The following is a 23310-nucleotide window of genomic DNA, read 5'->3' as shown; positions in this document are numbered from 1 at the left end:
ATGCAACAGGCAAGCCATGCGCATCGACTGCCAAGTGGATTTTGCTCGTGTTACCGGCGCGGCTTTTACCGATGGCTTCGGGTTGATCGCTGGCTGCGCCAGTGCTGTGCTGATGGGCGTTCGCATAGGTGCCATCAAGGAATACCCACTCAAAATCGGGATCAATCAGCTAGGCTTTGAAGATTTTTCAGCCCTCTCCCAGCTGCCGACCAAGCGTTGAAGCGCTTGTAGATGGCATTCCAACAACCAAAGGCGCGGGGCAAATCCCGCCACGGGCAGCCAGCGCGCATGCGATAGAGCATGCCTTCAACGGTCGTCCGCAAATGGGGCTTGTTGTAAATGGCGTGTTGCAGCAAAATCTTTTCCAGCTTCGGCCAAAGCTCGTCGCTGAGCAGGGGCATCGCAAACCTGTAGGGGATTGGTGTAGGAACCTTATTCTTGCAGGTTTGCACTCCTTCCATCTCCCCCTCGCTGCAAAACGTCAACAGCACCTAGGTCGTGGAAAGGAAGCGCTCTGGGCGTACTGGCGTGGAATGAGATTCTGCGGGCCACCAAACGGCTAGGCAAGGCAATCTGGAAACGCTGGAGCAGCTATCATCGTCGCAGTTTGGTGGAAACCAAGATGTATTGCTTCAAACGGTCAGGAGAGAGGGTGACGGCCCAGCGTTTCGATGGTCGTGTGGCAGAGCTGCAAGCGCGTGCTGCCAGCTTGAGCCGCTTCAGCATGCAGGGCCGTCCGTGCACGAGAGCGGTGGCGTAAATCCGCTTGGGGAAAGGGGAAACTCGTCCTGCCTGGGATTTGTGCAACAGAGCCATTTGATGATGCATTACAACTGGCAGCGCCCTCATTCAACCAATGGCGGCACGCGAAATTTGGTGGCTACTAAGGCATTGAATCGAGTGACGAGTTTGTCTTATTGGGTGGCAATACGACGGAACTGCTTTAGGCGATTGAAGAAGCACACCACCAGATGGCGTGTGCCCATCGACAGGTTGCTTGTGCTTCCGGTTGCGACGGGGAGTAATGTTGGCAAGAGCCTTCGATGCGCTCGACCAGCTCATTGCTGCCATAACTCCTGGCAGCAGTTACTGCGGTGGTTGGAATGCCTTCCACAAGGGCTGCGCCTTGGGTGACATTGGCGACTTGCTCTCCGGTCAGAATCAGGCGAAGCGGGTTACCCAACGCATTGATGCTGGCGAGAATCTTGGTGGTCAGCCCGCCTCGGTAGCGATCGTTTGATCGCTACCGTTTTCTTGGGTGAGCCTGCCGAATGCGGGTGGGCGCGGACAAGAACGGCTCTCCCGGATCAGCTTTATTCTGCAGGGTTTCGGCCACTCGGCCCCTGACGCCGCCAACTTCCCAGCGTGCGAATCGGATATACGCTGAGTGCCAATTCCCGAACGTCTTGGGCAAATCCTGCCAAGGGCTGTCCGTACAGGGCCGCTTCTACAAAACTCTTTGTCTGTCGGCTTGCCGGGGTGTAAATCGGCGATTCGTAGCCATTGTTCATCGTTCAACATTAGCCGATCCAGGTATCAAATCCCGATTCCAGGATGTCAACACAAATCAGCTACTGTGAACAGTGACCATAGCGGTTTTATTTGGAGCATGGGCATTTACTGTTGATGCTTGCTAGCCATCACAATCTGCACCAATTCAGCAACCGAGTGCACTCCAACTTTTTCCATCACCTTTGCGCGATGTGCTTCAACAGTCTTGATGCTGATGCCAAGTTCGTCGGCGATGATCTTGTTCAGCTTGCCGGCGCAGACTAAGTCCATGACTTCGCGCTCGCGGGCGGTCAGGCTGGCTAGGCGATTGGCGGCCTGTGAGTTTTGTGCTTTTTTTGCGCGATTGGTTTGGTCTTGTTCGATGCTTTGTTCAATGGTGTTCAGTAGATCACGATCATTGAATGGTTTTTCGAGAAAGTCCACAGCGCCGCGCTTGACTGCACGAACCGCCATGGGGACGTCGCCATGGCCGGTGATGAAGATGACGGGGATGTCGTAGTTCAGTTCTTTGAGTTTCTCGTGCAGCTCGGGGCCGCTCATGCCGGGCATACGGACATCGACGACCAGGCAGCCATGTATGGCTGGGTTATAGGCGGCGATGAAGTCTTCACCGGAAGCATAGCAGGCAACTTTGAGGCCTTTGGATTCGAGGAGCCAGGTCAGCGAATCGCGCATCGCTTCGTCATCATCGACGACAAAAACGGTGGCTTGGTCCATGCTGGGTCTCCTTTGGTGTGTATTAAAGTTACAGTATTTTGTTTGGCTATTCTACCCGCACTACTTAATTGGCGGTAGGGAGCGTGAAGCGGAAGATGGTGCCGCCATCGGGGTTGTCTTCCACCCAGAGTTGTCCCTGATGGAATTCGATGATGGAGCGGCAGATGTTGAGGCCCATGCCCATGCCTTGTGGCTTGGTGGTGAAGAAGGGCTCGAACAGTCGTGCTTTCTTGTCTGGGGCGATGCCGTGACCACGGTCGATGACGGCGACTTCCAGTTGATCATTGCGTAACCTGATGACGCGTACCAGCAGGTTTCTGTCATTTAGCGGGGTGGCATGCATGGCCTCGATGGCGTTGCGGACGAGGTTGATCAAGACCTGCTCGATCATGATCTTGTCTGCAATGACGCGCGGTAGCTGCTCATCCAGGTTCAGGCTGATATTGACGCTGTTCTTACGGGCATCGATATCAGCAAATCCGATGGAGGCCTCGATGATGTCTGCGATTTCACAGGTTTCCCGGTTGGGCTCGCTGGTTTTGACGAATTCCCGGATGCGGCGAATGATTTTACCCGCCCGCTCTGCCTGAAAGCTGGCTTTTTCCATAGCGGGCAGCAGGTCGGCTGGTTTGACGGTCGGGTTTTGCAGGCGGGAGACGCAACCGTTGCAATAGTTGGTGATGGCGGCCAGTGGTTGGTTCAACTCATGGGCAAGGCTCGAGGCCATTTCGCCCATGGTGATCAGGCGTGAGGTGGCTTGCAGGCGCTCCAGTTGTTGGCGGTGCAATTCCTCGGTCTCTTTGCGCTCGGTGACATCGGTGGAGATTTCCATCCGCACGGTGCGGCCATCTACCCATTTGATGGCGCGGCTACGGATGTGATACCAGCGCCCGCTGGTGGGGTCTTGTTCCTCAATGTCAAAGGCCACCCCGTGTCGGCGCCAGCGATTGCGATGACGCTGGTCGATATCACAGACGGTTTCGGGTGCGGCATCGATGCCGTACAGTGTTTTGTATTGCTCGTTGACGAACAGCAGAGCGTTGTTTTCCATATCGGACACCAGTACGGCGGCATCCAACCCGTCGAGCACTGCGACAAAGCGTTCATGCGAGGCTTCCAGCGCCTCACGTGCGTGCAGACGTTCGGTGATGTCGGTCATGGCCGCCATCCACCCGGTCTGATTGCCATCCGAGTCGATCAGTGGGGAGACATGGAACAGCACATAGATGAGCTGGCCGTCTTTCCGCCTCAACATCAGCTCAAAGCCCGCACGATCCACTTTACCTTGGAATGTCAGCTCCAAATTGTGTTGGTGAGCCTCGTAACCTTGATCCGGCCAGTAGGGGTAAGGTGGTACATGGCCAACCAGCTCAGATTCGGAAAAGCCGGTCATTTCACAAAAGGCCGGGTTGACGTAGGTGATCCGGGCGTCCATGTCGATGGCGCGCATGCCTGTTGACAGCGAATCCTCCATTGCTTTGCGGAATGAGGACTCCGCACGCAAGGCCTGTTCTGCCGCTTTACGGTCAGTCACATCCCGTGCGACGGCGTACATCAAGCCTTCCTGGATTTCCGGGTTGACCGCCCAGGCCAGCCATTTGTAGCTGTCGTCTTTACAGCGAAAACGGTTTTCAAAGTAGATAGAGGGCTCACCTGCAGACAGTTTCCGGGTTTCGGCCCGGGTTGCGCTGATGTCGTCAGGGTGCACGTATTTGAAAAAAGTTGAGTTCAACAGCTCTTCGCTGCTGTAGCCCAGGATGCGCTCGAAAGCCGGGTTGACCCGTTTGAATTGGCCATCGAGGCCGATCAGGCCCAGCATGTCGAGAGACAGATTGAAAAAGTGATCCCGCTCGGACTCAACCTGAACACGTGCCCCGATGTGGCGACGCAATGCCCACATGGTGAGGCCGGTGACGGCAACCAGGCCGATGGCCACCAGACCGACGAGCAATTGCTGGCCTGCTTTGAGCGAAATCAAGATGAAAATCGAGGCGATGACTGCCAAACCGACGATCAGTGCGGCGAAAACCGGTGGTCGCATATACCAACGCTTGACGTTTGGTGCGGCCAGTGTCTCGTTCGGTGGGGTCATGAGCGATATCTCGATGGGAAGCGGCGGGCAGGGTAGCGGTGCGCGGGGCAAAAGCCAAGGCTTTTGCCCCTGGAGGCATGGCTGACTAGCGTTTACGCTGAGGTGGGAGATCGGTGCAGACGCCCTCGAAGGCTTCTGCGGCCATGCCGATGGATTCACCTAGCGTTGGGTGGGGGTGGATGGTTTTGCCGATGTCGGTCGGATCGCACCCCATTTCAATAGCCAGACACAACTCGCCCAGCATGTCGCCAGCATGGGTGCCGACGATGGCCCCGCCGACGATGCGGTGGGTGGCTTCATCAAAAATCAGTTTGGTGAAGCCTTCATCACGCCCGTTGGCAATGGCGCGGCCTGATGCCGCCCAAGGGAACACCGATTTGCCTACCTTGATACCCTGCGCTTTGGCTTGTTCCTCGGTGAGGCCCACCCAGGCAACTTCCGGGTCGGTGTAGGCAACGGAGGGGATCACGCGGGCATCGAAGAAGGCTTTGTGGCCAGCGGCGTTTTCTGCCGCCACATGAGCCTCGTGCACGGCTTTATGGGCCAGCATGGGTTGACCAACCAGATCACCGATCGCAAAAATATGCGGGACATTGGTGCGCATCTGCTTGTCCACCTCGATGAAGCCACGATCGGTCACCGCAACACCGGCATTGTCAGCTCCGATCTGCTTGCCGTTGGGCGCACGGCCCGCTGCAACCAGCACCATATCGTAGCGCTGGGGCTCGGCAGGGGCCTGCTCACCTTCGAAGGTCACCCAGATGCCATCGGTTTTCGCCTCGACTGCAACCGTCTTGGTTTTCAGCATGATGCGGTCGAAGCGATGCTCGTTCACTTTCTGCCAGACCTTGACCAGATCACGATCCGCGCCTTGCATCAGACCATCCATCATTTCGACGACATCAAGACGTGCGCCGAGGGTGGAGTAGACCGTCCCCATCTCAAGGCCGATGATACCGCCGCCAATGATCAACATCTTCCCTGGAATCTGCTTCAGTTCCAGCGCACCGGTCGAATCAATGATGCGAGGGTCTTCTGGAATGAACGGCAGCTTGAGGACGCGAGAGCCCGCAGCAATGATGGCTTTTTCAAAACGGATGACTTTCTTGTCACCGGTTTTGTCTTGGCAGCTACCGGTCGTCAGCTCAACCTCCAGGTGGTGGGGATCGATGAAGCGACCGATGCCGCGAACAACCTCCACCTTGCGGGCCTTGGCCATGCCAGCCAAGCCGGTGGTCAATTTACCGACCACTTTCTGCTTATAGGCGCGTAGCGCATCCAGATCGATCGTCGGCTCACCGAATACGATACCGTTGGCCGCCAAGTGCTTGGCTTCATCGATGACTGCTGCATTGTGCAACAGGGCTTTCGATGGAATGCAGCCGACATTCAGGCATACCCCACCCAGCGTGGCATAGCGCTCGACCAAAATGGTCTTCTGTCCTAGGTCGGCAGAGCGGAATGCGGCTGAATACCCGCCAGGACCTGCTCCCAACACCAGCACATCACAGCTCAGATCGGCTGCGCCTGTATGGCTGGCGGGTTGTGGTGCCGTGCTGGAGGAGGCTGGGGTGGGTGCTGCGGCAGGGGCAGCCGCGCTTTGACTGGCGCTGGTGGTTTCCAGCGTCAGGATCAATGACCCTTCGCTGACTTTGTCACCCACGGCGACGTGAACGGCTTTGACCGTTCCGGTGCCAGTGGCGGGGACATCCATGGTGGCTTTGTCGGTTTCGAGTGTGATCAGCGCATCGTCGAGCTGGATGGTGTCGCCAACCTTGACGGCGACCTCGATCACTGCCACATCGCTGAAACCACCGATATCAGGTACTTTGAGTTCGATGACATTGCTCATGCAAGCAATCCTTCAAGAATGAAGTTCAACGCCGGGCCAAGCCCGGCTTGTGAACTGGGTGTCTTGTAGGGGCTGTCGGGGCGACAGCTACCACGAGACACCCGATGTATTACAGCATCAGGCGGCGGATATCGCCCAAGACCTGGCCGAGATAGGTCGTGAAGCGGGCTGCCGATGCACCGTCGATGACCCGGTGATCGTAGCTCAGGCTCAGTGGCAGCATCAGGCGCGGTGCGAACTCCTTGCCGTTCCAGACGGGTTTGATGGCGGATTTCGATACACCCAGGATGGCAACCTCGGGGGCATTCACGATCGGTGTGAAGGCCGTTCCCCCCACGCCACCCAGAGATGAGATCGAGAAGCAGCCGCCCTGCATGTCGGTCGGCAATAGCTTGCCGTCGCGTGCCTTGGCCGCCAACGCGCCAGATTCCTGCGCCAGCTCCAGCAGGGATTTCTTGTCAGCATCTTTGATGACTGGCACTACCAAGCCATTGGGGGTGTCTGCAGCAAACCCAATGTGGAAATACTGCTTCAATACCAGATTGTCGCCATCGAGTGAGGCATTGAATTCCGGATATTTCTTCAGCGCCGCCACGGCTGCCTTGATCAGGAAAGCCAATGGTGTCAGTTTGACGTCTTGCTTCTTCAGCTCTTCACTCATCTGCTTACGGAAGGCCTCCATCTCTGTGATGTCGGCTTCGTCAAACTGTGTGACGTGTGGAATCATGACCCAGTTACGAGCCAGATTGGCACCAGAGAGCTTTTTGATGCGCGATAGTGGCTTGGATTCGACGGGGCCGAATTTGGCAAAATCCACCTTCGGCCAAGGCAGCAGATCCAGACCGACGCCTGTGCCCATGCTGGCAGGTGCTGTGGCAGCGGGCGAGGTCAGGACACCTTTGACAAAGGTTTTGACGTCTTCCTGCAGAATCCGGCCCTTAGGACCACTGCCTTTGACTTTACTCAGGTCAGCACCCAGCTCACGGGCGAATTTGCGAACCGAGGGGCTGGCGAAGGCCGCCTTGAAACCTGCCTCATCTACCTTGGCTGCCGCGTGCTGTGCTGGGGCAATCGGGGCAGCTTTGTTTTCAACAGGAGCAACAGCTTGGCTGGGAGGCAATGCCGCAGTGGCAGGGGCTGGTGCGGCGGCCACCATGGCTGCGCCTGACACGGCCACTGTCACGACCAGATCACCTTGCGATATCTTGTCACCAACCTTGATTGCGACATGCTGTACGGTGCCGGCAGCGCTGCTGGGTACGTCCATGGTGGCTTTGTCGGTTTCCAGGGTGATCAATGTGTCGTCCACTTTGACGGTGTCACCGACCTTGACTGCTACCTCAATCACATCCACACCACTGAAGTTGCCGATGTCGGGAACGCGTACCTCCACCAGGCTTGCACTGGCCGCCGTGCTCGTCGCAGGCTGGGCTGCAGGTGCAGGTGCAGGTGCAGGTGCAGGTGCAGGTGCAGGTGCAGGTGCAGGTGCAGTGTCGGCAGCATCGACCAAAACGATGATGGCGCCTTCCGAGACTTTGTCGCCTACTTTGACATTCACAGCCTTGACCACGCCAGCGGTGGTGGCGGGTACGTCCATGGTGGCTTTGTCGGTTTCCAGCGTGATCAGTGCATCGTCCACCTTGATGACATCACCCACCTTGACGGCCACCTCGATCACTGCAACATCAGCGAAGCCACCAATGTCAGGGACTTTCAGTTCGATTGTCATATCCTGTTGCCCCTTAAACTGTCCAAGGTGCCGGTTTGTCGGCATTCAGGCCATATTTGACCATGGCTTCGAGTACTTTCGCGCGATCGAGCTTGCCTTCGTCCGCCAGCGCTTTGAGCGCAGCAATGGTGACGAAGTAGCGGTTGACCTCAAAGAAGTGGCGCAGCTGCTCGCGAGTATCTGAGCGGCCAAACCCGTCGGTACCCAGCACCACATATTTTCCAGGCACATAAGCACGGATCTGTTCCGCGTACAGGCGCATATAGTCAGTAGCGGCGATGATCGGGCCTTGTGTGCCTTTGAGGCATTGCTCGACGTGGGATTCGCGCGGCGAGTCGGTCGGGTGCAGCAGATTCCACCGCTCGGTCGCCATGCCGTCACGTGCCAATTCCGTGAAGCTTGGGCAGCTCCACAGGTCGGCTTCCACACCCCAATCATTTTTCAGCAGGGCGGCGGCCTCGATCACTTCGTTGAAGATGGTGCCAGAGCCCAACAGCTGGACGCGCAGCGAAGCGTCGCCCCCCTTGCGGAAGGCGTACATCCCCTTGATGATGCCGGCTTCCGCACCAGCGGGCATGGCCGGATGCGCATAGTTTTCGTTCATCAGGGTGATGTAGTAATACACATCCTGCTGCTCGGCATACATGCGGCGCAAGCCGTCTTGAACGATCACAGCGACTTCGTAACCGAAGGTCGGATCGTAGCTGATACAGTTGGGGATGGTGCCGGAGATCAGGTGCGAATGGCCGTCTTCGTGCTGTAGACCCTCGCCATTCAATGTGGTGCGGCCTGCTGTGCCGCCCAGCAGGAAGCCACGGGTGCGCATGTCACCAGCCGCCCAGGCCAGGTCGCCAACGCGCTGGAAGCCGAACATCGAGTAATAGATGTAGAACGGAATCATCGGCACGCCATGGGTGCTGTAGCTTGTGCCTGCCGCAATCCAGTCACACATCGCGCCAGCCTCGTTGATACCCTCTTGCAGGATCTGGCCGTTCTTCGATTCTTTGTAGAACATCAGTTGATCGGCATCCTGTGGGACATAGGTCTGGCCGACCTGGCTCCAGATGCCGAACTGGCGGAACATGCCTTCCATGCCGAAGGTGCGGGACTCATCCGGCACGATCGGCACCACATATTTGCCGATTGCCTTGTCTTTCAGCAGGGTATTGAGGATGCGCACAAAAGCCATGGTGGTCGAGTATTCACGACCTTCGCCAGAAGCCTGTAACAGCGAGTCAAATGTAGACAGAGCAGGGGTTTCCAGCGAATGTGACTTACAGCGCCGCGCTGGTAGATAGCCACCCAGCGCCATGCGATGCCCGCGCATGTACTCCAGCTCTTTGGAGCCCTCTTCGAACTTGACGTAGGGCACTTCTTCCAGCTTGTCGTCAGGCACCGGGATGTCGAAACGATCGCGGAATTGCCGGATGGCGTCGATATCCATCTTCTTCTGCTGGTGGGTGATGTTCATCGCCTCACCAGCGTGGCCCATGCCGTAGCCTTTCACGGTCTTGGCCAGAATGACGGTCGGTTGACCCTTGCAATCCGTTGCCGCCTTGAATGCAGCATGGATCTTGGCAGGATCGTGGCCACCACGGTTCAGCTCCCAGATGTCCTTGTCTGACCAGTCCTTGACCAGTGCCTTGAGCTCAGGCGTATTGAAGAAATGCTCACGGACATAGGCGCCGTCCTTGGATTTCAGCGTCTGGTATTCACCATCCACCACTTCCATCATGCGCTTGGCGAGAATGCCTTTCTTGTCGCGGGCGAACAGGGCATCCCACTTGGTACCCCAGATCAGCTTGATCACATTCCAGCCCGCGCCACGGAAGTCGCCTTCCAGCTCTTGGATGATCTTGCCGTTACCTCGCACCGGGCCGTCCAGGCGTTGCAGGTTACAGTTGATCACAAACACCAGATTGTCGAGCTTTTCGCGGCCTGCCATACCAATGGCACCCAGGCTTTCGGGCTCATCCATCTCGCCATCGCCACAGAATGCCCAGACTTTGCGACCATCGGTCTGTGCCAATCCGCGGTCTTGCAGATATTTCATGAAACGTGCCTGGTAGATGGCCATTAACGGCCCCAAGCCCATCGAAACAGTCGGGAATTGCCAGAAATCCGGCATCAACCAAGGGTGCGGATAGGATGACAGCCCCTTGCCGCCGACTTCCTGGCGATAGCTGTCCATCTGGTCTTCGCTCAGGCGACCGAGCAGGAATGCGCGAGAATAGACGCCGGGCGCTGAGTGGCCTTGGACGAAGATCAGGTCGCCGCCATGGTTGTCAGAGGGGGCGTGCCAGAAATGGTTGTAGCCGACATCATACAAGGTGGCTGCTGAGGCAAACGAGGCAATGTGGCCGCCCACATTGGTGTTCTTATTGGCGCGCACGACCATGGCCATGGCGTTCCAGCGGGTATAGGCGCGGATCTTGTGCTCCAGCGTGGTGTCACCGGGAAAGGCAGGCTCTTTGCCGACCGGAATGGTGTTCACATACTGGGTGTTGGCACTGTACGGGATGTCCGCGCCCTTTTGACGGGCTTCGTCGATCAGTTTTTCGATCAGGAAATGCGCGCGTTCTTCGCCTTCGTTCTCAATGACGGCATCGAGCGATTCGAGCCATTCGCTCGTTTCTTGCGGATCGATGTCGGGTGGCAGTTCGGCCATGGTTGCTCTTCCTTGGAATAGAATGACTCGACGTGCGGCAGTGTGGGGTGCGCCCGCGATAGTTTTTAGATATTGTGGCTCAGGCATCGTCAACCCGTTTTTCAATGAAAAAACGGCACCGACAAGGCCAAAAAGAGCCGATGTGATCGCGATTACACACTGCCCGAGCAACTGCTTGAATTGGGATTAACCCCGAAAGCGTGAAGAAAAAAAAGAAATCCTCAATGAATGCGCTTGTTTGCAGGATTTGGAAGAACACGAAAAAGTCGTTCACGTCTATCATGTAGGTATCGTTATGTAAGGTGTGATCTGCCATGCTACGAAGACATCGACTTGGTTATTGGCTGTGCTGTATCTCACTGGCCATGTTGCTACCTGTTGTGGTTGTCGGGAAGGAGGTGGTGCGCGCTGTGTTCATGGAAGACTTCCCACCACTGAGTTTTACTGATCGCCAAAAGGCGAATGGCATGCTGGTGGAGCAGGTGGAATACCTCGTCGAGCAGAGTCTCGGCATGCAACTCGAAGTCAAGACCTATCCATGGAAGCGTGCGCAACGTCTGGTCGAGGCGGGTGAGGCGGATATTTTCTACACCGTCGAGACGGAAGCGCGGCGCCAGTATGCGTGGTTCGTCAAGCGACCGATGTATCGAATCCAGCTGGCTTTGCTGGCGTCAGCCCATAACAAGCGGTTGGATGAAATTGAGCAGATCCGGCATCTGCAAGACCTGGAGGGGTTTTCGATCACCAGCTATCGTGGCGATGGATGGAGTGCTCAGAATCTGCAGCAGTTTCCTCTGCTGTGGATGAATGGTGCGCAGGATGCGCTGAGGGCGGTGGATCGAGGTTTGGCCGATATCTGTATTGGAAATATACCGACGCTGACGGCCCAGCTGCGGACTTATGGTGGACGGGATCGTTTCGTGATGGTGCCATTACCGGATCTGACCCCGACCCGGCCAGAGTTCCGGATTGGCGTCAGCCAGCGGGCGCTTGGAGCCAGCCAATTGCTTGAGGATCTGAATCGGGCGCTGGAGAAAGCCGAGGTTCAGCAGAAATTGCGTGAAATCGAAGAGCGCTGGCATGAGAAATAGTCCGCATTTCACGTCGGACGCGCAGATTTAATTTTAAATCGCAATATGCGCATATTATTTTTACCAGCGGGCTGGATGGAATAGGTTTATCTTGCGAGGCTGAGTCTGCAACATAACAGGATCAATCCGGGCTAATTTGGTAGATGGCTGGCCTTGTTGGTGCCTGGAATGGCTGTGGTAGCGGGAAGTTGGTGATTTTCGGCTGCCCATGTGGGGGGGCGTTGTGCCCGGTAACTTGTCAATGTGTGGTTGATCACTGCATTTCATACGGCATCCGGCATGTCTTGTGAATGGCTATCTTTATCCAAATGGCAATAATGCTGGATAGATTCACGCAGCCCCCCAGATTGACGAATATCAATAAACTCTAATATAAAGTTTTACCTATCAGCAGCCTTGATGCATGCTGCGCTTCCCTCAATTAAAGATGTTTTTGGAGATAAATCAATGGACTGGTTCTGGCGAACCTATGAGTGGGTAGAACGTAACATCTTCTTTACGTTGACGCGCAAGCTGGTCAGCCTTGGGTTCATTGTCCTGTTCCAGCTACTGGTCTTAGGGGTGATCTGGCAGGTGACGGGCGATATCTCGCAAGCCTTGAAACAAGCAGGTCTGCCTGCCGATAGGCTGCAATCGCTGAATCGGGTGCTGGATGAAGCATTCTGGCTGGTGCTCGTGCTGACCGTGATTTCAGCGGCCTTCATCACATTCATGATCTGGTATCTGCGTTATCTGATCGTCCGTCCGATCAGGGAAATCATCACGATCTTCAATGAAATCGGCGCGGGTGAGGGTGACTTGTCAAAAGACATCCCAGTCAAGACCTACGACGAGCTACGTGAGATGTCCGAGGCACATAACCGCTTTCTGGGCAAGCTGCGCGACATCATCAGCAATGTGCGGCGGATGACGGTACAGATCTCACTGGAGTCGGCCAAATCACTGCGGAATATCCGTGATACCAATGTCAGCGCCCATACGCAGGATAAACTGGCTCAGGCGGTTTATCAGGCCAGTATGGAGACTACCGAACGCATCGATTATGTCAATCAGCGATCACAAGCCCTGGCGGACACCACGCATGACAATATGGTGGTGGCAAAGGGTTCCTATCGGGAGCTGCTGGATCTGGAGGGGCGCATCACCACCATCAACGACAAGGTGGAAAGCTTCAGCAGCACGGTTGGCGCATTGAATGAGCGGAGTAGTTCGATCAAGAGTATCGTCGGGTTGATCAAGGAGATTTCCGATCAGACCAATCTGCTGGCGTTGAACGCTGCCATCGAGGCGGCCCGTGCGGGGGAGGCGGGGCGTGGTTTCGCCGTGGTGTCCGACGAGGTGCGGCGGCTTGCGGAGCGGGTGCGTAACGCGACCGATGACATTACCAATGACATTGATTCCATGCTGGATCAGGTGAATCGGACATTGGAGCAGACCGGCCAGATCCGAGAGGATACGGCAGTAGCTCAGGATGTGGTGGGTAAGTCCTCGCAGCATTTCTCGAAGATGGTGGGTGATTTTGAAACTGCGGCTGCCAGCCTGCAGGAGATGGCGCAACGGATGTCGGCCATTGCTGCCGGTAATGCTGAAACCAACCGGAATGTATCTGAAATCCATCAGCTGACTGTTGCAGTGTCAGACCAGATGACACGATCCGAGACATCGACCCATGATCTGGTCGCAGCATCTGAAGCGGTTCAGGAGCTGATTGGCCGGTTTGTGGTGGGAGTGGGGGAGTTCGACAAGGCAATCCAGATCACCGCTGGCTTCCGTGACAAAATGGCCACCCAGATGCGTGAAATGCGCAACAATGGGCTGGATATCTTTGATCAGCGCTATGTGCCGATTGCAGGCACACAGCCGCAGAAATTCCGCACTGCTTACGATGAGCCTTTTTCCCGTGCCTTCCAGTTGGATTTCGACCAATTGGCGAGGCAGATTCCGGGGGGGAAGTTCGCGATTCTGGTCGATACCAAAGGCTATGCACCAAGCCATAATAGTTGGTATTCAAAAGCACCGACCGGCCACGCCGAGACAGATCTGGTCAACAGCCGTGACAAGCGCATTTTTTCTGATGAGGCGGGGCTGCGTGCGGCACGCAATACCTTGCCATTCCTACTGCACACCTATTTGCGTGATACCGGCGAGATCATGACCGAGATCGATATGCCCGTGTTCATCGACAATCGCCTATGGGGCAATCTGCGCGTCGGTTTTGACTCCAGCATCATGCTGAGTGCACCTTGATGGGTTTGGCGAGGTGATGGAATGGGCGCCAAGGTGGCGCCCAACCATTCTGTGTATTTCCGACAGGTCAACCATCTGGATCGACGCCAGCCGGATTGGATCAGACCAGCGCAATCACTTCCTCAACCGGCCTGCGAGGCTTCTGTGGCCAATTGCCGGGGGCAGCATAGCCCACGGTGACCAACATGACCGGGATCTCGTTACCAGCCAGTTCGAATGTGTCGGCAAGCTGTGCTGCATCGAAGCCAACCATTGAGCAGCTGGACAGGCCCATGCCCTCCGCAGCCAGCATCAGGGTCATAGCGGCCAGCGATGCGGAGCGGATGGCTTCGTCGCGCTGCAATTGTGGATTGGCAGGGTGTGCTGCTGTTGCAAATTCCACCCAGGTGTCGGCAACGGTTTGATCCATGATGCCTGCTTCAACCGCAGGGCGTAGCGCATGTGGCAGGGTCTTATGGGCTTCCAGTGTGCCGCAGATGATAAAGGTCACCGCTGCATCGGCTACTTTCTGCTGGTCGTAGGCAATGGCTTTCAGCTGCGCCTTGGCGGCTGGGGTGCGGACTGCGATGAATTTCCAGTTCTGGAAATTGAATGCAGATGGTGCGCGCGTAGCCAGGCGCACCAGCTCTCGAATGTCGGCATCGGTTACCGGGCGTGCTGGGTCAAAGTGGTTGACCGAAACGCGAGATTCGATCAGGGACTGGATGGAAAGCGACATAATTGATCTCCGGATTGTAGATGGCAGCGATGGCTGCCTGGTTTTATGTATGGGGTGAATGTGGCATTAGGCCCGCCTGTCTCGCTGCGAGGCAGGTGGTGATACATGCAGGGTCCTGATGGTGACCCGTTTTTGTGAAGGTGCGCTGGGCGCTGCGGACAGCTGCACCAACAGGATGCTGGCCAATACGACGACAAGTCCGACCAGTGATTGGCCGCGCATGGCCTGTTCAAGAAAGGCCCAGCCCAGCAATACTGCTGTGACTGGACTGAGCAGCCCGAGTGAGGAAGCTGCGACTGATGGTAGACGGGCAATGCCACGGAACCACAGGAAGTATGCGATCAATGCACCAAAGATTGAAAGATAGGTGTAGCCAAGTACATTCTGGGTGGTCAGGTTGGGTAAGGGGGGGTCCATCAAGCCGGCGACCGGCACCAACATAAGGCCACCCAAAAAAAGCTGCCAGCCGGTGAAGGCCTGGATAGGCATGCCGGAATGCCAGCGCCGGGCCAGGAATGTTCCACATGCCATGCAGGTTGCACCGAAAAAAGCCGCAGCGATACCCAAGCCATCCCAGCGTGTGTTGGGGGAAAGCAGCAGGGCGGCCATGCCGATGATGCTGGTGGTGGTAGCCACAACTGCCATGGTGGAGGGTTTTCGATTGTCCACCCCCCAGCCCAGCCCTAGAACCAACAGCGGTTGTATCGCACCAATGACGGCTGCCAGACCGCCTGGTAAGCGGTAGGCTGCAATGAACAGGCACGCTTGGAATATGCCGATATTCAAGGCCGACAGGATCACCAACCGTTTCCAACCATCACGTTTGGGCCAGTGCCTGCTGAGCAGAATCAGCAGCAGGCCGGCAGGCAGGGCTCGAAAGCACGCTGCTGTGAAGGGGCGGCTGGGTGGCAGGAATTCGGTGGTGACCAGGTAGGTTGACCCCCAGATCATCGGGGCGAAACTGGTGATCAGTACGTCCAGCCATTTAGGTGAGTTCATGATGGCACCCAATGAAATATCTTGAATTCAAGGTAATATGAGGTAGTATAACAAGAGATATCTTGATCTCAAGATAATTGTGAGAAAAAATGACTGACAATGTGAAACGAGATGCTGTTGATCGGATACTGGCCCAGTGGCATCGGGAACGGCCTGATCTGGATGTCAGCCCGATGGGGCCGATTGGCCGAGTCCGGCGCTGTGCAGCATTGTTGCAGAAACAATTGGACGGCACTTTTGCCCAGTATGGCCTGTCGTCCTGGGAATTCGATGTACTGGCCACGTTGCGCCGTTCCGGTGCGCCATACTGCTTGGCACCCATGGATCTGTTGGCTGCGCTGATGGTGACATCTGGCACCATGACGCATCGACTGAAGGGGCTGGAGGGGCGGGGCCTGGTTTTCCGTTTTCCGAATCAGGAAGATGCGCGCAGCATGATGGTGCAGTTGACTGACGAAGGTCTTGATCTGATCAACCGCGCTGTCGAGGCGCATGTCGAGAATGAGCGGCGCATCCTGGCCGGCTTGTCATCTGATGAGGCAGTGGAATTGAACCAATGCCTGTCAAAACTGTTGTTACTGCTTGATTGACACCATATTACTGAGCATGGGTTGGCGAGATGATGTTTTCACGCATCAGCAACCGGTATTCCCTTGGGCTCATGCCAGTCATCTGTTTGAGCAGTCGGGTCATGGCGCTTTGGTCGAAAAAGCCTGATTCAACAGCGATGTCCGCAATAGAGGCATCGGTGTGGACCAAGGCGTAGGTCGCGGCATGCAGGCGGGTTTTGCGTACAAAATGACCGGTGCTCATCTGAAAGACCCGTTTCATGCGGCGATCCAGCTGCGCGACGGATAAGCCCGACAGGTCGGACAATGCTTCCAGCAAGAGTGGTTGATGGTAATGGGCGTGGATGAAGTCGATCATCTCCGCAAAACGCTCATCTATGAGTCCATCGCGGCTCAACTCAGTCAAGTCCTTGGATAGACAGACCAAGCCGATCAACTGCCCATCGCGATTGAAAAGGGGCTCTTTGTTCGACAAGCACCAGCCTGGCTGGCGGTCGTTGTAGATGGTCAGATCCAGGTTGTCGATGATCGGACAGTGTTTGGAAAATACAATGCTGTCCTGCGCCGCATAGCGATCCGCCATGTGCCGAGGGAACAGATCATGGGCTGTTTTGCCGATGGCATCGTGCTTGTGCTGCAAACCACATCGTTCCACGCATGCTTCGCTCATGGCGACATACCGTCCCTGCAGGTCTTTCACTGAAAAGACGATATCCGGTAGGCGATCAAACAGCGTCTGGACAAACAGGGTGTCGCGCAGATCGGATACAACGTGGCGGCTCGGTGCATAGGCATGTGACGGATAAGCCATATGGAAGTGCCTCCGTAATGCAGTGGGCAGGGGTGCTAGATGATCAAGGTAGCGAAAAACCCCAGGCCATCAGGCCTGGGGTCAGGGGCGCTTTATGTTTTCATGCCATCAAGGTTTGACAGGCTGGGTGTAAGTAGCCCAGGCCTTCAGCCCGTTGAATGGCTTCTCTGCCTTCACAGTCAGATAGTGCCATTTGCCACCGGTCGGGTTCGGAATCGAGATGCTTTCCTTATTGCCGGCATTGGTGGATTTGTAATGGTAGTCAGTAGGTGTTGCCCATTTGTCGACACCCAGGTAAGCGCTGACATCGCCTGTGCCGCCTTCGGTGTTGATGCGCAGATTGGTCGCACCAGCTGGCACCCACAGATACAGATAGGTGTAGCTGTTGCTTGACAGATTGCTGATCGCACATCCGTTGTCCAACTGTGCGCGACTCGCACATTCTTTGGTCGGAGTCGGAGTCGGAGTCGGGGTCGGAGTTGGTGTAGGCGTTGGTGTCGGAGTGGGTGATGGAGGTTCACCATTGGTCGTAGCCCGGTTCGCCCAATCAGCGAATTCGTTGTCGTAGCGCGTGCCGATCCGATCCATCATGCTTTGATATTCAGCATATTTACCGGTGCGGAACAGGCCCAGGATGGTATCGACTTCGTTCCGGTGGCGTTCCATCATGAAGCGAGTTGCCATATAGCCCCAGCGGTAGGCTCGATCTTGATAGTCGCCCATGCTGTAGGTATTACCAAAAATCTGGCTGAGCTTGTACTTGCCAGTCTTGGCGACATCGATCGCTTTTTGGTTCTTGTTGCGCAGCGAGAGATATTCCGCGATGCCCTCAATCCACCAGACTGTCGGTTTTTCCGTAGATTTGCCAAAGTTGCCGTACATGTCGAAGCGGCCATCCAGATAGTGCACGTATTCGTGCTCCAGGTTCCAGATGCTGAACTTCGGACGTTCCCAAGAGGCTTCATGGGCAATGAAACGCGCTTGGTTGCCCGCCTTGGATGGATCTCCTTCCAGGTACATACCACCGTTATTGGTAGAGATGTCGAAGATGGCGCCGGCGAAGCGTGAGTAGTTGGTGTAGTCATCGAACACCACAACTTGCAGTGCAGAATTCTTGTCATCAGCCACTGGCTTGCGCTGAGTCTTCAGCATGGTGTGGACATAGTTTTCTTCCGCGCTCAACGTCTTGCAAGAAGCCTGCAATTGTTCTGCGGTCATGTCCTGCGCCCGGATCTGAATGGTCGGGCTACATGTGTGACGGATAGGCAGCACTTGATCCATCAACTTCTCTTTGAAGTTGCAGGTGCCATATTCGCTACAGTTGGCCGCGTCATAATAATCCACGGCCTTGGCCCCTGCGAGCCAGACAAGCATGTCTGGTCCATTCATTCTGGACGAGGCCAGGACGTTCTTCAGCAGCGGTTTGACCTTAGGCTTCATGTTTGGATACTGCATGAAACGGAACAGCTCGTTTGCGGTATCACTCAGCTGGTAGCCTTTGCTATCCAACAGCGCAGCCTTGTTCTGCACCAGGAAGTCATACAGCGCCATCATATAGCTGTCGTCCTGAGTCAGCATCCGCTTGGAGTCGTCGCGGTAATGAGCATAGAACATGATATTCAGCATGCCGGTAAAGCCAGCATCTGCTTCGTAGTTCTTGAATGCGTCGCTTGCCTTGGGATTGCTGGGGGAGTTGGTCAGCTTGCGGATCAGCTGCTTGGTACGAGGTAGGAAGTACGCTTCATCACGCAAATTGGTGATCAGCTTCATGACTTCGCTAGCCGTGCTGCTGGCTGCGGAGTTGGTTTTGAACAGCGATGGATTATCCATCATGGATACCAGGGCCGGGCGGATCTGATCACGAACGCTGGAAGGCGGCATGGTGGCAGGCGCGGTATCTGCGAGGTAATAACCTGCACGCAGGAAGAGCACCAGATTGGCCACTGCACGGGAGCTGTTGTTATAGCGAGCTGCTTCCTGATTCAGTCGGCTGGCAACGGCTTGATAATTTTCAAGTGTATAGATCTGAGCTTGCTGGGTGCTGTTGAGCGAGAACAAGCCATAAGTGCACTCAACATCCGGCAGCTTGACCAGATAGTCCGCCAAAGCTGACCCACGGTACTGGGCCATCTTGTTGACATCCTTACATTCATCCGTAGGCGCGAAGGCTTGAGCCTGCATATGGGCTGGCATCAGATCAAAACGTGGCTTACGGCTTTCTGTCAGGTTGTACTGAGCCTGCGCGTCGCTAGGCGGCAACAGCGTCCGTTCGCGTGGCGGCTCCGCATGTCTCTGTGTGCTGCTCTGCACATCGATCTGAGGTGCGAGATCATCAGCGAATGCGCCTGGGGCCAGAAAAAGACCACTTAATAGTACGCACAACAAACGGCGAGGCTGTGTTGGTGTCAACATTGAGGGGCACTCCCAAAAATTTGTGTACCAAGAAGGTAAAAGCCGAGAAAAACACTCGGTAGCTAAGGTATATCAGTTCAAACACCCACCCAGACAACCCATCTGTTCGTATATAAAAGATGCAAGTTGGCAGGTCTGTGAGATGCTGTTTGCATACAAGTGCGACTATCGCAGAGTGGAACTTAAGTGGTATTGCATGAAAACTATGCATCCACGGCGTTTTTTTACAATTCAATAAGGACTTATGCCTGCGTTGCATGGTGTTGATGCACATCGGAGTATGCATAAGTCCAGCTAAGTGATTTATTTTATATGGATAACGTTTTCTTAACAAGTAATGACATTTGAGTTTTGGCGGATTCGGCCTGGCTAGGGGGCGGATCTTCCAAAAGTGAAAAAAATGATGTTCATGCTTGTTTATGTGCAAACAGTCGGATGTTTGGATGTTGAGCTGATTTTCAGGGCTTTTTCCAGCGGGCTTGGGCGGCATATCAATGCGTAGCACGATGTATTGCAGCGCGGCTTATCGCCAGACTTTGAAGAGTGCTTGGGGAGGTGGCGCTGAGAAAATTGCTGTAGGCGAGACATGATGCATATAACAACGCATTGCATTTATTACTGCATGTTTTTTCGAAACCGCGTTATTTTTTTCGTTAAAGACAAATGGCATGAGTTTATTAAATTTTTGGCTTTTTTTTCTATGAAAAAAACAGACTTGATTTGACGTTGTCATTATCGAGCGTTGTGTCTTTACCGCTATGCCTTATCTGATTGTTGATATGTTTATTTTGCTTTTTTGAATGAAGAGCATTGATTGGAAATGGTCTTTTTATTGTTTGCGCCTTGGTTTATTGAAATGGATGAATGTTTGAGGTGCGGGGGTGGGGTGATGTCACCGGATAACCACCGGTTAAAGTGGGTCAGATTGGTTTCTGGTTGGAATATGCTATTGTGGTAGTTGGCATAGCCGCTGGTGGTGGCATTAAGTGGTATGCGGCACCCGTGGTGGCTCTTGATGGGTGGGTGGTTCTATTTGCTGGAGGGAGATGATGACGCAATCAGCTTTGATGGTCGTGTCGTTGATGGCGGTGTTGGCGCAAGCACAAGCGCAAGTTACGACAGCCGACGTGCAAATTTCCAACATCTCGATGACAGAAGTGTCGAGCACTGCTTACCGCTGTGATATCAGCGTGTTTAACCATCATGATGATGATGCACGCGAGGTTACCCTGCATGTCCTGCTACCTTTGGAGATGCGCGTCAAGACAGCTGCTAAAGGTTGCCAGTTGGGCTTTGCGTTTGGCAAGAAGTCTGGCCCGCATGGCTCGATGCTGTGTAAGTTGGGGAGTATGGGTGTTGGTGCAACGAAGTCCGTCAGCATCACTGCTGAGACATTGCCGTCTGCAGCAGGGTATCAAAAGAGCTGCGCGGCTTTTGTATGGAATGCTCTGCCCGATGAAGACCACAGCAATAATTTCAAACAAGCCATTGCAGGGGCAACGGCACAGTAGCAGTCACCCGCTCATTGTCATTTGCGGCATGCTTTTTCCTGTAGCGTGATTGGGTTCAGGCCTGAGTGCTTCTCCGTGTGGCTTGGGTCATTCGCGAGGGCGCTGGTAGGTAAGTTGTATCAATCCGGTATCGAATGACTCCTGATGAATCAATGTCAATGGCAGGGTGCGATGCCCTGGCCGGAACAAGGGGATGCCATCCCCGAGGATGACGGGGTGGATCGACAGGATGAATTCATCTATCAGATCGGCTTGTAGGCAACTATCAACCAGCTTGGCGCCCCCAACCAGCCAGATGGTGCCGCCCGCCGCCTGTTTGTGTTCACGTAACCACGTATCGACCGGGTCAACGACCACTTGCACATCCGGGTCATCTGTCCCGGACAGTGCATGTGAAAATACGATGCCAGGCTTCCCTGCATATGGGTAGGCACCCAACTGTTGCACCTGCTGCCAGGTGTGTCGCCCCATCAGGACTGTATCGACCCGTTCGTAGAACGCGCTGTATCCGTAGTCCTGATCTGAAAACAACCAATCGACGCTGCCATCTTCGCGAGCGATATAGCCATCCAGGCTGGTGGCAATGAAGAGGCTGACCGGGCGCATGCGCTGCTCCTTTCCTGACAGGCGGGTTTATTGGTAGCGCGGGATGAATGCCCGCTTGACTGCTTCAGTCAGCTGATCCGGTGGCAACAGGCCTTGGGCCAGGATGAAATCATGGAAGGCCTGCTGATCGAACCGGGTGCCGAGCTTGAATTCGGTCTGGTGGCGCAATGCTCTGAGCTTCAGATATCCATGATAGTAGGAGGTGGCTTGGCCGGGGTCGCGAAATGCGTACCGGTCTGCTTCCTGCTGGGCGAACGCTTCCGAGATCAGCACTTCCTTCATCAAAAAGGCTTTGGCTTCCTGTGGGGTGATCTGGCCGGTATTGACCATGGGGTCGAGAAAACCGCGAGCGATTCGTAACATCCTGTCCTTCAGCGACAGCAGCTGGCCTTCCAATGGCATGTAGGGGCGGATCAATGCTTCGCTATACAGTGCCCAGCCTTCTACATTGGCGGTGTCCTCTGCAAACAGCGCACGGGCGAGCGAGACGCCGGTCTCGATCATGCGGGCGAACTGCAGCTCGTGTCCTGGCCTGGCCTCATGTGCTGTCAGTGTCCAGGATGCAGAGGGGTTCAGGTCGTCGCTGGTATCCGCGCCGGTTTGGGCATTTGGGTTACGCAACGGGATCAGGAATTCGCCGCGCTCGCCGGTATTGCCGACCAGGCGCGGTGCTTTCATCTGCGCCGAGGGCGTGGCTGCCGCCTCCGCTTCGGTGGCCAGACGGATGATGGCTTCGCGCTCCGGCAGGCTCAAGATCCGTTCGCGCCTGATGATGGCTTCAATGGTCTTCAGGCGTTGCTGGTAATGGGGCAGAACTTGATCGGCGGGTAGTGTCTCCGCCAGCAAGATGCGCAATACCTCGCGATAATCTTTGCTGGGCAGCTTGCGTTCAATGGCGATCTGGTCGGCCAGGGCCTGCATTTCATCGCGGATTTCCAGAAAGCTGGCCGCAGAGCGCTCGATCAATTCCGCCGGTTGCAGATCGACCCCATTGACCTGCAGGCGATGCAGGTAGATCGCCGCAGGCAGGGTGGCCTGTGAGCGGGCTCTAGGCTGTAGATGCTGTTTCAACCATTGATCATAGTCATGTAGCTGCTTGCTGAGCGTGGCATGGGCGGGTTCCCAGCCTGTCAGCTTGGCGGTCTTGAACAGCTCGGCAATGCCGTCCAGATAGCGCGGTGTGTTGTCGATGCCTTGCACCAGCTCCTCTTGATAGGGCCCGATCAACCCTGGTTGCCGCAAGGCTTCCAGCGTGCGTGCCTTGGCTTGTTCGGTCAGTGGTTGGCTGCCCGGTAGCATACCTATATAGCGCTTCAGGCGCTCGATTGCCCGCTGTTTACGTTCTGCCGTGTTTTGCTCTTGCAGCAAGGTCTCCAAGCCATGATAGATCGACTCGGCGGCGTTGTAGTAAGGCAAGAGCAGGCTTTGTTGTAGCTGCCTGCCAGTCAGGTCGCGTTCAATGCCGCGTGTGAGGATGACCAGATCCTGGTGGACTCGTGGGTCGCGCTCGGTTTTCTTGGCTTGTTCCAGCTTGGCGAGAATCTGACGGAAACTTTTGGCATGGCGCTGCCGATAATTCGGTCCCCAATCAACAGTTTGAGTGTCATAGCTTTCCAAACCATCAAACGACGCGATTTCAGGATCGTATTTGCCGCGTATCTCCAATATGGCTTGCGTGTAGCGGTCACTGGTTTTGACCCATTCGTTGCTATTCGCCAGGCTGGTGAGGGGTAGCAGCAAGCCCAGGCTGAGGGCGATGAGGGTGGATTTGGCCAT

16 protein-coding genes and 2 pseudogenes are annotated in these 23310 nt (G+C 55.4%); 5 read left to right on the top strand and 13 right to left on the bottom strand.

Features of this window, described 5'->3' with window-relative positions:
- Nucleotides 1-401: pseudogene (locus HNQ59_RS13800) on the bottom strand (IS5 family transposase); the annotation flags it as partial.
- A gap of 92 nt (nucleotides 402-493) precedes the next feature.
- Between HNQ59_RS13800 and HNQ59_RS13795 the strand changes: the two are divergent.
- Nucleotides 494-760, top strand: a pseudogene (locus HNQ59_RS13795) (IS5/IS1182 family transposase); the annotation flags it as partial.
- Nucleotides 761-943: 183 nt separating this feature from the next.
- Here the strand turns inward: HNQ59_RS13795 and HNQ59_RS13790 are convergent.
- The 6 genes from HNQ59_RS13790 to aceE all read right to left on the bottom strand — a co-directional run bounded on the left by HNQ59_RS13790 (nucleotide 944) and on the right by aceE (nucleotide 10570).
- Nucleotides 944-1183 carry a hypothetical protein gene (locus HNQ59_RS13790; RefSeq protein ID WP_184040542.1) on the bottom strand — a complete coding sequence of 80 codons (240 nt, stop codon included), beginning with the start codon at nucleotides 1181-1183 and terminating at the stop codon, nucleotides 944-946.
- A gap of 434 nt (nucleotides 1184-1617) precedes the next feature.
- On the bottom strand, nucleotides 1618-2229 hold the full coding sequence (locus HNQ59_RS13785) for a response regulator transcription factor (RefSeq protein ID WP_184040541.1): 612 nt from the start codon (nucleotides 2227-2229) through the stop codon (nucleotides 1618-1620).
- 64 nt (nucleotides 2230-2293) lie between these two features.
- Complete coding sequence (locus HNQ59_RS13780) at nucleotides 2294-4321, bottom strand: PAS domain-containing sensor histidine kinase (RefSeq protein WP_184040540.1); 2028 nt, start codon at nucleotides 4319-4321, stop codon at nucleotides 2294-2296.
- Nucleotides 4322-4406: 85 nt separating this feature from the next.
- On the bottom strand, nucleotides 4407-6173 hold the full coding sequence (gene lpdA, locus HNQ59_RS13775) for a dihydrolipoyl dehydrogenase (RefSeq protein WP_184040539.1): 1767 nt from the start codon (nucleotides 6171-6173) through the stop codon (nucleotides 4407-4409).
- Between the two features lie 109 nt (nucleotides 6174-6282).
- Nucleotides 6283-7902: a dihydrolipoyllysine-residue acetyltransferase gene (aceF, locus tag HNQ59_RS13770; protein ID WP_184040538.1), complete on the bottom strand. Its 1620-nt coding sequence runs from the start codon at nucleotides 7900-7902 to the stop codon at nucleotides 6283-6285.
- A 13-nt stretch (nucleotides 7903-7915) separates the two neighbouring features.
- Entirely contained in the window at nucleotides 7916-10570 is a 2655-nt protein-coding gene (gene aceE, locus HNQ59_RS13765; protein WP_184040537.1) for a pyruvate dehydrogenase (acetyl-transferring), homodimeric type, read from the bottom strand.
- Nucleotides 10571-10884: 314 nt separating this feature from the next.
- Here aceE and HNQ59_RS13760 point away from each other — a divergent pair, with 314 nt between their 5' ends.
- Complete coding sequence (locus HNQ59_RS13760; protein ID WP_184040535.1) at nucleotides 10885-11661, top strand: substrate-binding periplasmic protein; 777 nt, start codon at nucleotides 10885-10887, stop codon at nucleotides 11659-11661.
- A gap of 447 nt (nucleotides 11662-12108) precedes the next feature.
- Nucleotides 12109-13908: a methyl-accepting chemotaxis protein gene (locus HNQ59_RS13755; protein ID WP_184040532.1), complete on the top strand. Its 1800-nt coding sequence runs from the start codon at nucleotides 12109-12111 to the stop codon at nucleotides 13906-13908.
- Nucleotides 13909-14008: 100 nt separating this feature from the next.
- Here the strand turns inward: HNQ59_RS13755 and HNQ59_RS13750 are convergent, their stop codons facing one another.
- The gene (locus HNQ59_RS13750) at nucleotides 14009-14626 is read right to left on the bottom strand and encodes a nitroreductase family protein (protein WP_184040529.1); all 618 of its coding nucleotides are present in this window, start codon (nucleotides 14624-14626) and stop codon (nucleotides 14009-14011) included.
- Between the two features lie 66 nt (nucleotides 14627-14692).
- Nucleotides 14693-15625, bottom strand: coding sequence for a DMT family transporter (locus HNQ59_RS13745; RefSeq protein ID WP_184040526.1), 933 nt, complete (start codon nucleotides 15623-15625; stop codon nucleotides 14693-14695).
- Nucleotides 15626-15714: 89 nt separating this feature from the next.
- Here HNQ59_RS13745 and HNQ59_RS13740 point away from each other — a divergent pair, with 89 nt between their 5' ends.
- A complete protein-coding gene (locus HNQ59_RS13740; protein WP_184040523.1) occupies nucleotides 15715-16215 on the top strand; it encodes a MarR family winged helix-turn-helix transcriptional regulator in 501 nt (166 codons plus the stop codon).
- A gap of 7 nt (nucleotides 16216-16222) precedes the next feature.
- Here the strand turns inward: HNQ59_RS13740 and HNQ59_RS13735 are convergent, their stop codons facing one another.
- Together HNQ59_RS13735 and HNQ59_RS13730 are read right to left on the bottom strand one after the other, a co-directional pair.
- The gene (locus HNQ59_RS13735) at nucleotides 16223-17005 is read right to left on the bottom strand and encodes an AraC family transcriptional regulator (RefSeq protein WP_184040522.1); all 783 of its coding nucleotides are present in this window, start codon (nucleotides 17003-17005) and stop codon (nucleotides 16223-16225) included.
- 108 nt (nucleotides 17006-17113) lie between these two features.
- Nucleotides 17114-19417, bottom strand: a complete 2304-nt coding sequence (locus tag HNQ59_RS13730) for a M9 family metallopeptidase (RefSeq protein WP_184040519.1) — start codon at nucleotides 19415-19417, stop codon at nucleotides 17114-17116.
- 1019 nt (nucleotides 19418-20436) lie between these two features.
- Between HNQ59_RS13730 and HNQ59_RS13725 the strand changes: the two genes are divergently transcribed.
- Nucleotides 20437-20928, top strand: coding sequence for a DUF11 domain-containing protein (locus HNQ59_RS13725; RefSeq protein WP_184040517.1), 492 nt, complete (start codon nucleotides 20437-20439; stop codon nucleotides 20926-20928).
- Nucleotides 20929-21015: 87 nt separating this feature from the next.
- Here the strand turns inward: HNQ59_RS13725 and HNQ59_RS13720 are convergent, their stop codons facing one another.
- Together HNQ59_RS13720 and HNQ59_RS13715 are read right to left on the bottom strand one after the other, a co-directional pair.
- Entirely contained in the window at nucleotides 21016-21534 is a 519-nt protein-coding gene (locus HNQ59_RS13720; RefSeq protein WP_184040515.1) for a dihydrofolate reductase family protein, read from the bottom strand.
- A gap of 27 nt (nucleotides 21535-21561) precedes the next feature.
- Nucleotides 21562-23310: a DUF885 domain-containing protein gene (locus tag HNQ59_RS13715; protein WP_221320246.1), complete on the bottom strand. Its 1749-nt coding sequence runs from the start codon at nucleotides 23308-23310 to the stop codon at nucleotides 21562-21564.

The sequence above is a fragment of the Chitinivorax tropicus genome (assembly GCF_014202905.1).
Lineage (GTDB): Bacteria > Pseudomonadota > Gammaproteobacteria > Burkholderiales > SCOH01 > Chitinivorax > Chitinivorax tropicus.
This window is presented reverse-complemented; position numbering and strand designations above follow the sequence as displayed.

Bases quoted from the DNA above. Each gene is read 5' to 3' on its own strand.
- HNQ59_RS13785 (WP_184040541.1), bottom strand. From the start codon at position 2,229: ATGGACCAAGCCACCGTTTTTGTCGTCGATGATGACGAAGCGATGCGC.
- HNQ59_RS13780 (WP_184040540.1), bottom strand. From the start codon at position 4,321: ATGACCCCACCGAACGAGACACTGGCCGCACCAAACGTCAAGCGTTGG.
- lpdA (WP_184040539.1), bottom strand. From the start codon at position 6,173: ATGAGCAATGTCATCGAACTCAAAGTACCTGATATCGGTGGTTTCAGC.
- aceF (WP_184040538.1), bottom strand. From the start codon at position 7,902: ATGACAATCGAACTGAAAGTCCCTGACATTGGTGGCTTCGCTGATGTT.
- aceE (WP_184040537.1), bottom strand. From the start codon at position 10,570: ATGGCCGAACTGCCACCCGACATCGATCCGCAAGAAACGAGCGAATGG.
- HNQ59_RS13760 (WP_184040535.1), top strand. From the start codon at position 10,885: ATGCTACGAAGACATCGACTTGGTTATTGGCTGTGCTGTATCTCACTG.
- HNQ59_RS13755 (WP_184040532.1), top strand. From the start codon at position 12,109: ATGGACTGGTTCTGGCGAACCTATGAGTGGGTAGAACGTAACATCTTC.
- HNQ59_RS13750 (WP_184040529.1), bottom strand. From the start codon at position 14,626: ATGTCGCTTTCCATCCAGTCCCTGATCGAATCTCGCGTTTCGGTCAAC.
- HNQ59_RS13745 (WP_184040526.1), bottom strand. From the start codon at position 15,625: ATGAACTCACCTAAATGGCTGGACGTACTGATCACCAGTTTCGCCCCG.
- HNQ59_RS13740 (WP_184040523.1), top strand. From the start codon at position 15,715: ATGACTGACAATGTGAAACGAGATGCTGTTGATCGGATACTGGCCCAG.
- HNQ59_RS13735 (WP_184040522.1), bottom strand. From the start codon at position 17,005: ATGGCTTATCCGTCACATGCCTATGCACCGAGCCGCCACGTTGTATCC.
- HNQ59_RS13730 (WP_184040519.1), bottom strand. From the start codon at position 19,417: ATGTTGACACCAACACAGCCTCGCCGTTTGTTGTGCGTACTATTAAGT.
- HNQ59_RS13720 (WP_184040515.1), bottom strand. From the start codon at position 21,534: ATGCGCCCGGTCAGCCTCTTCATTGCCACCAGCCTGGATGGCTATATC.
- HNQ59_RS13715 (WP_221320246.1), bottom strand. From the start codon at position 23,310: ATGGCCAAATCCACCCTCATCGCCCTCAGCCTGGGCTTGCTGCTACCC.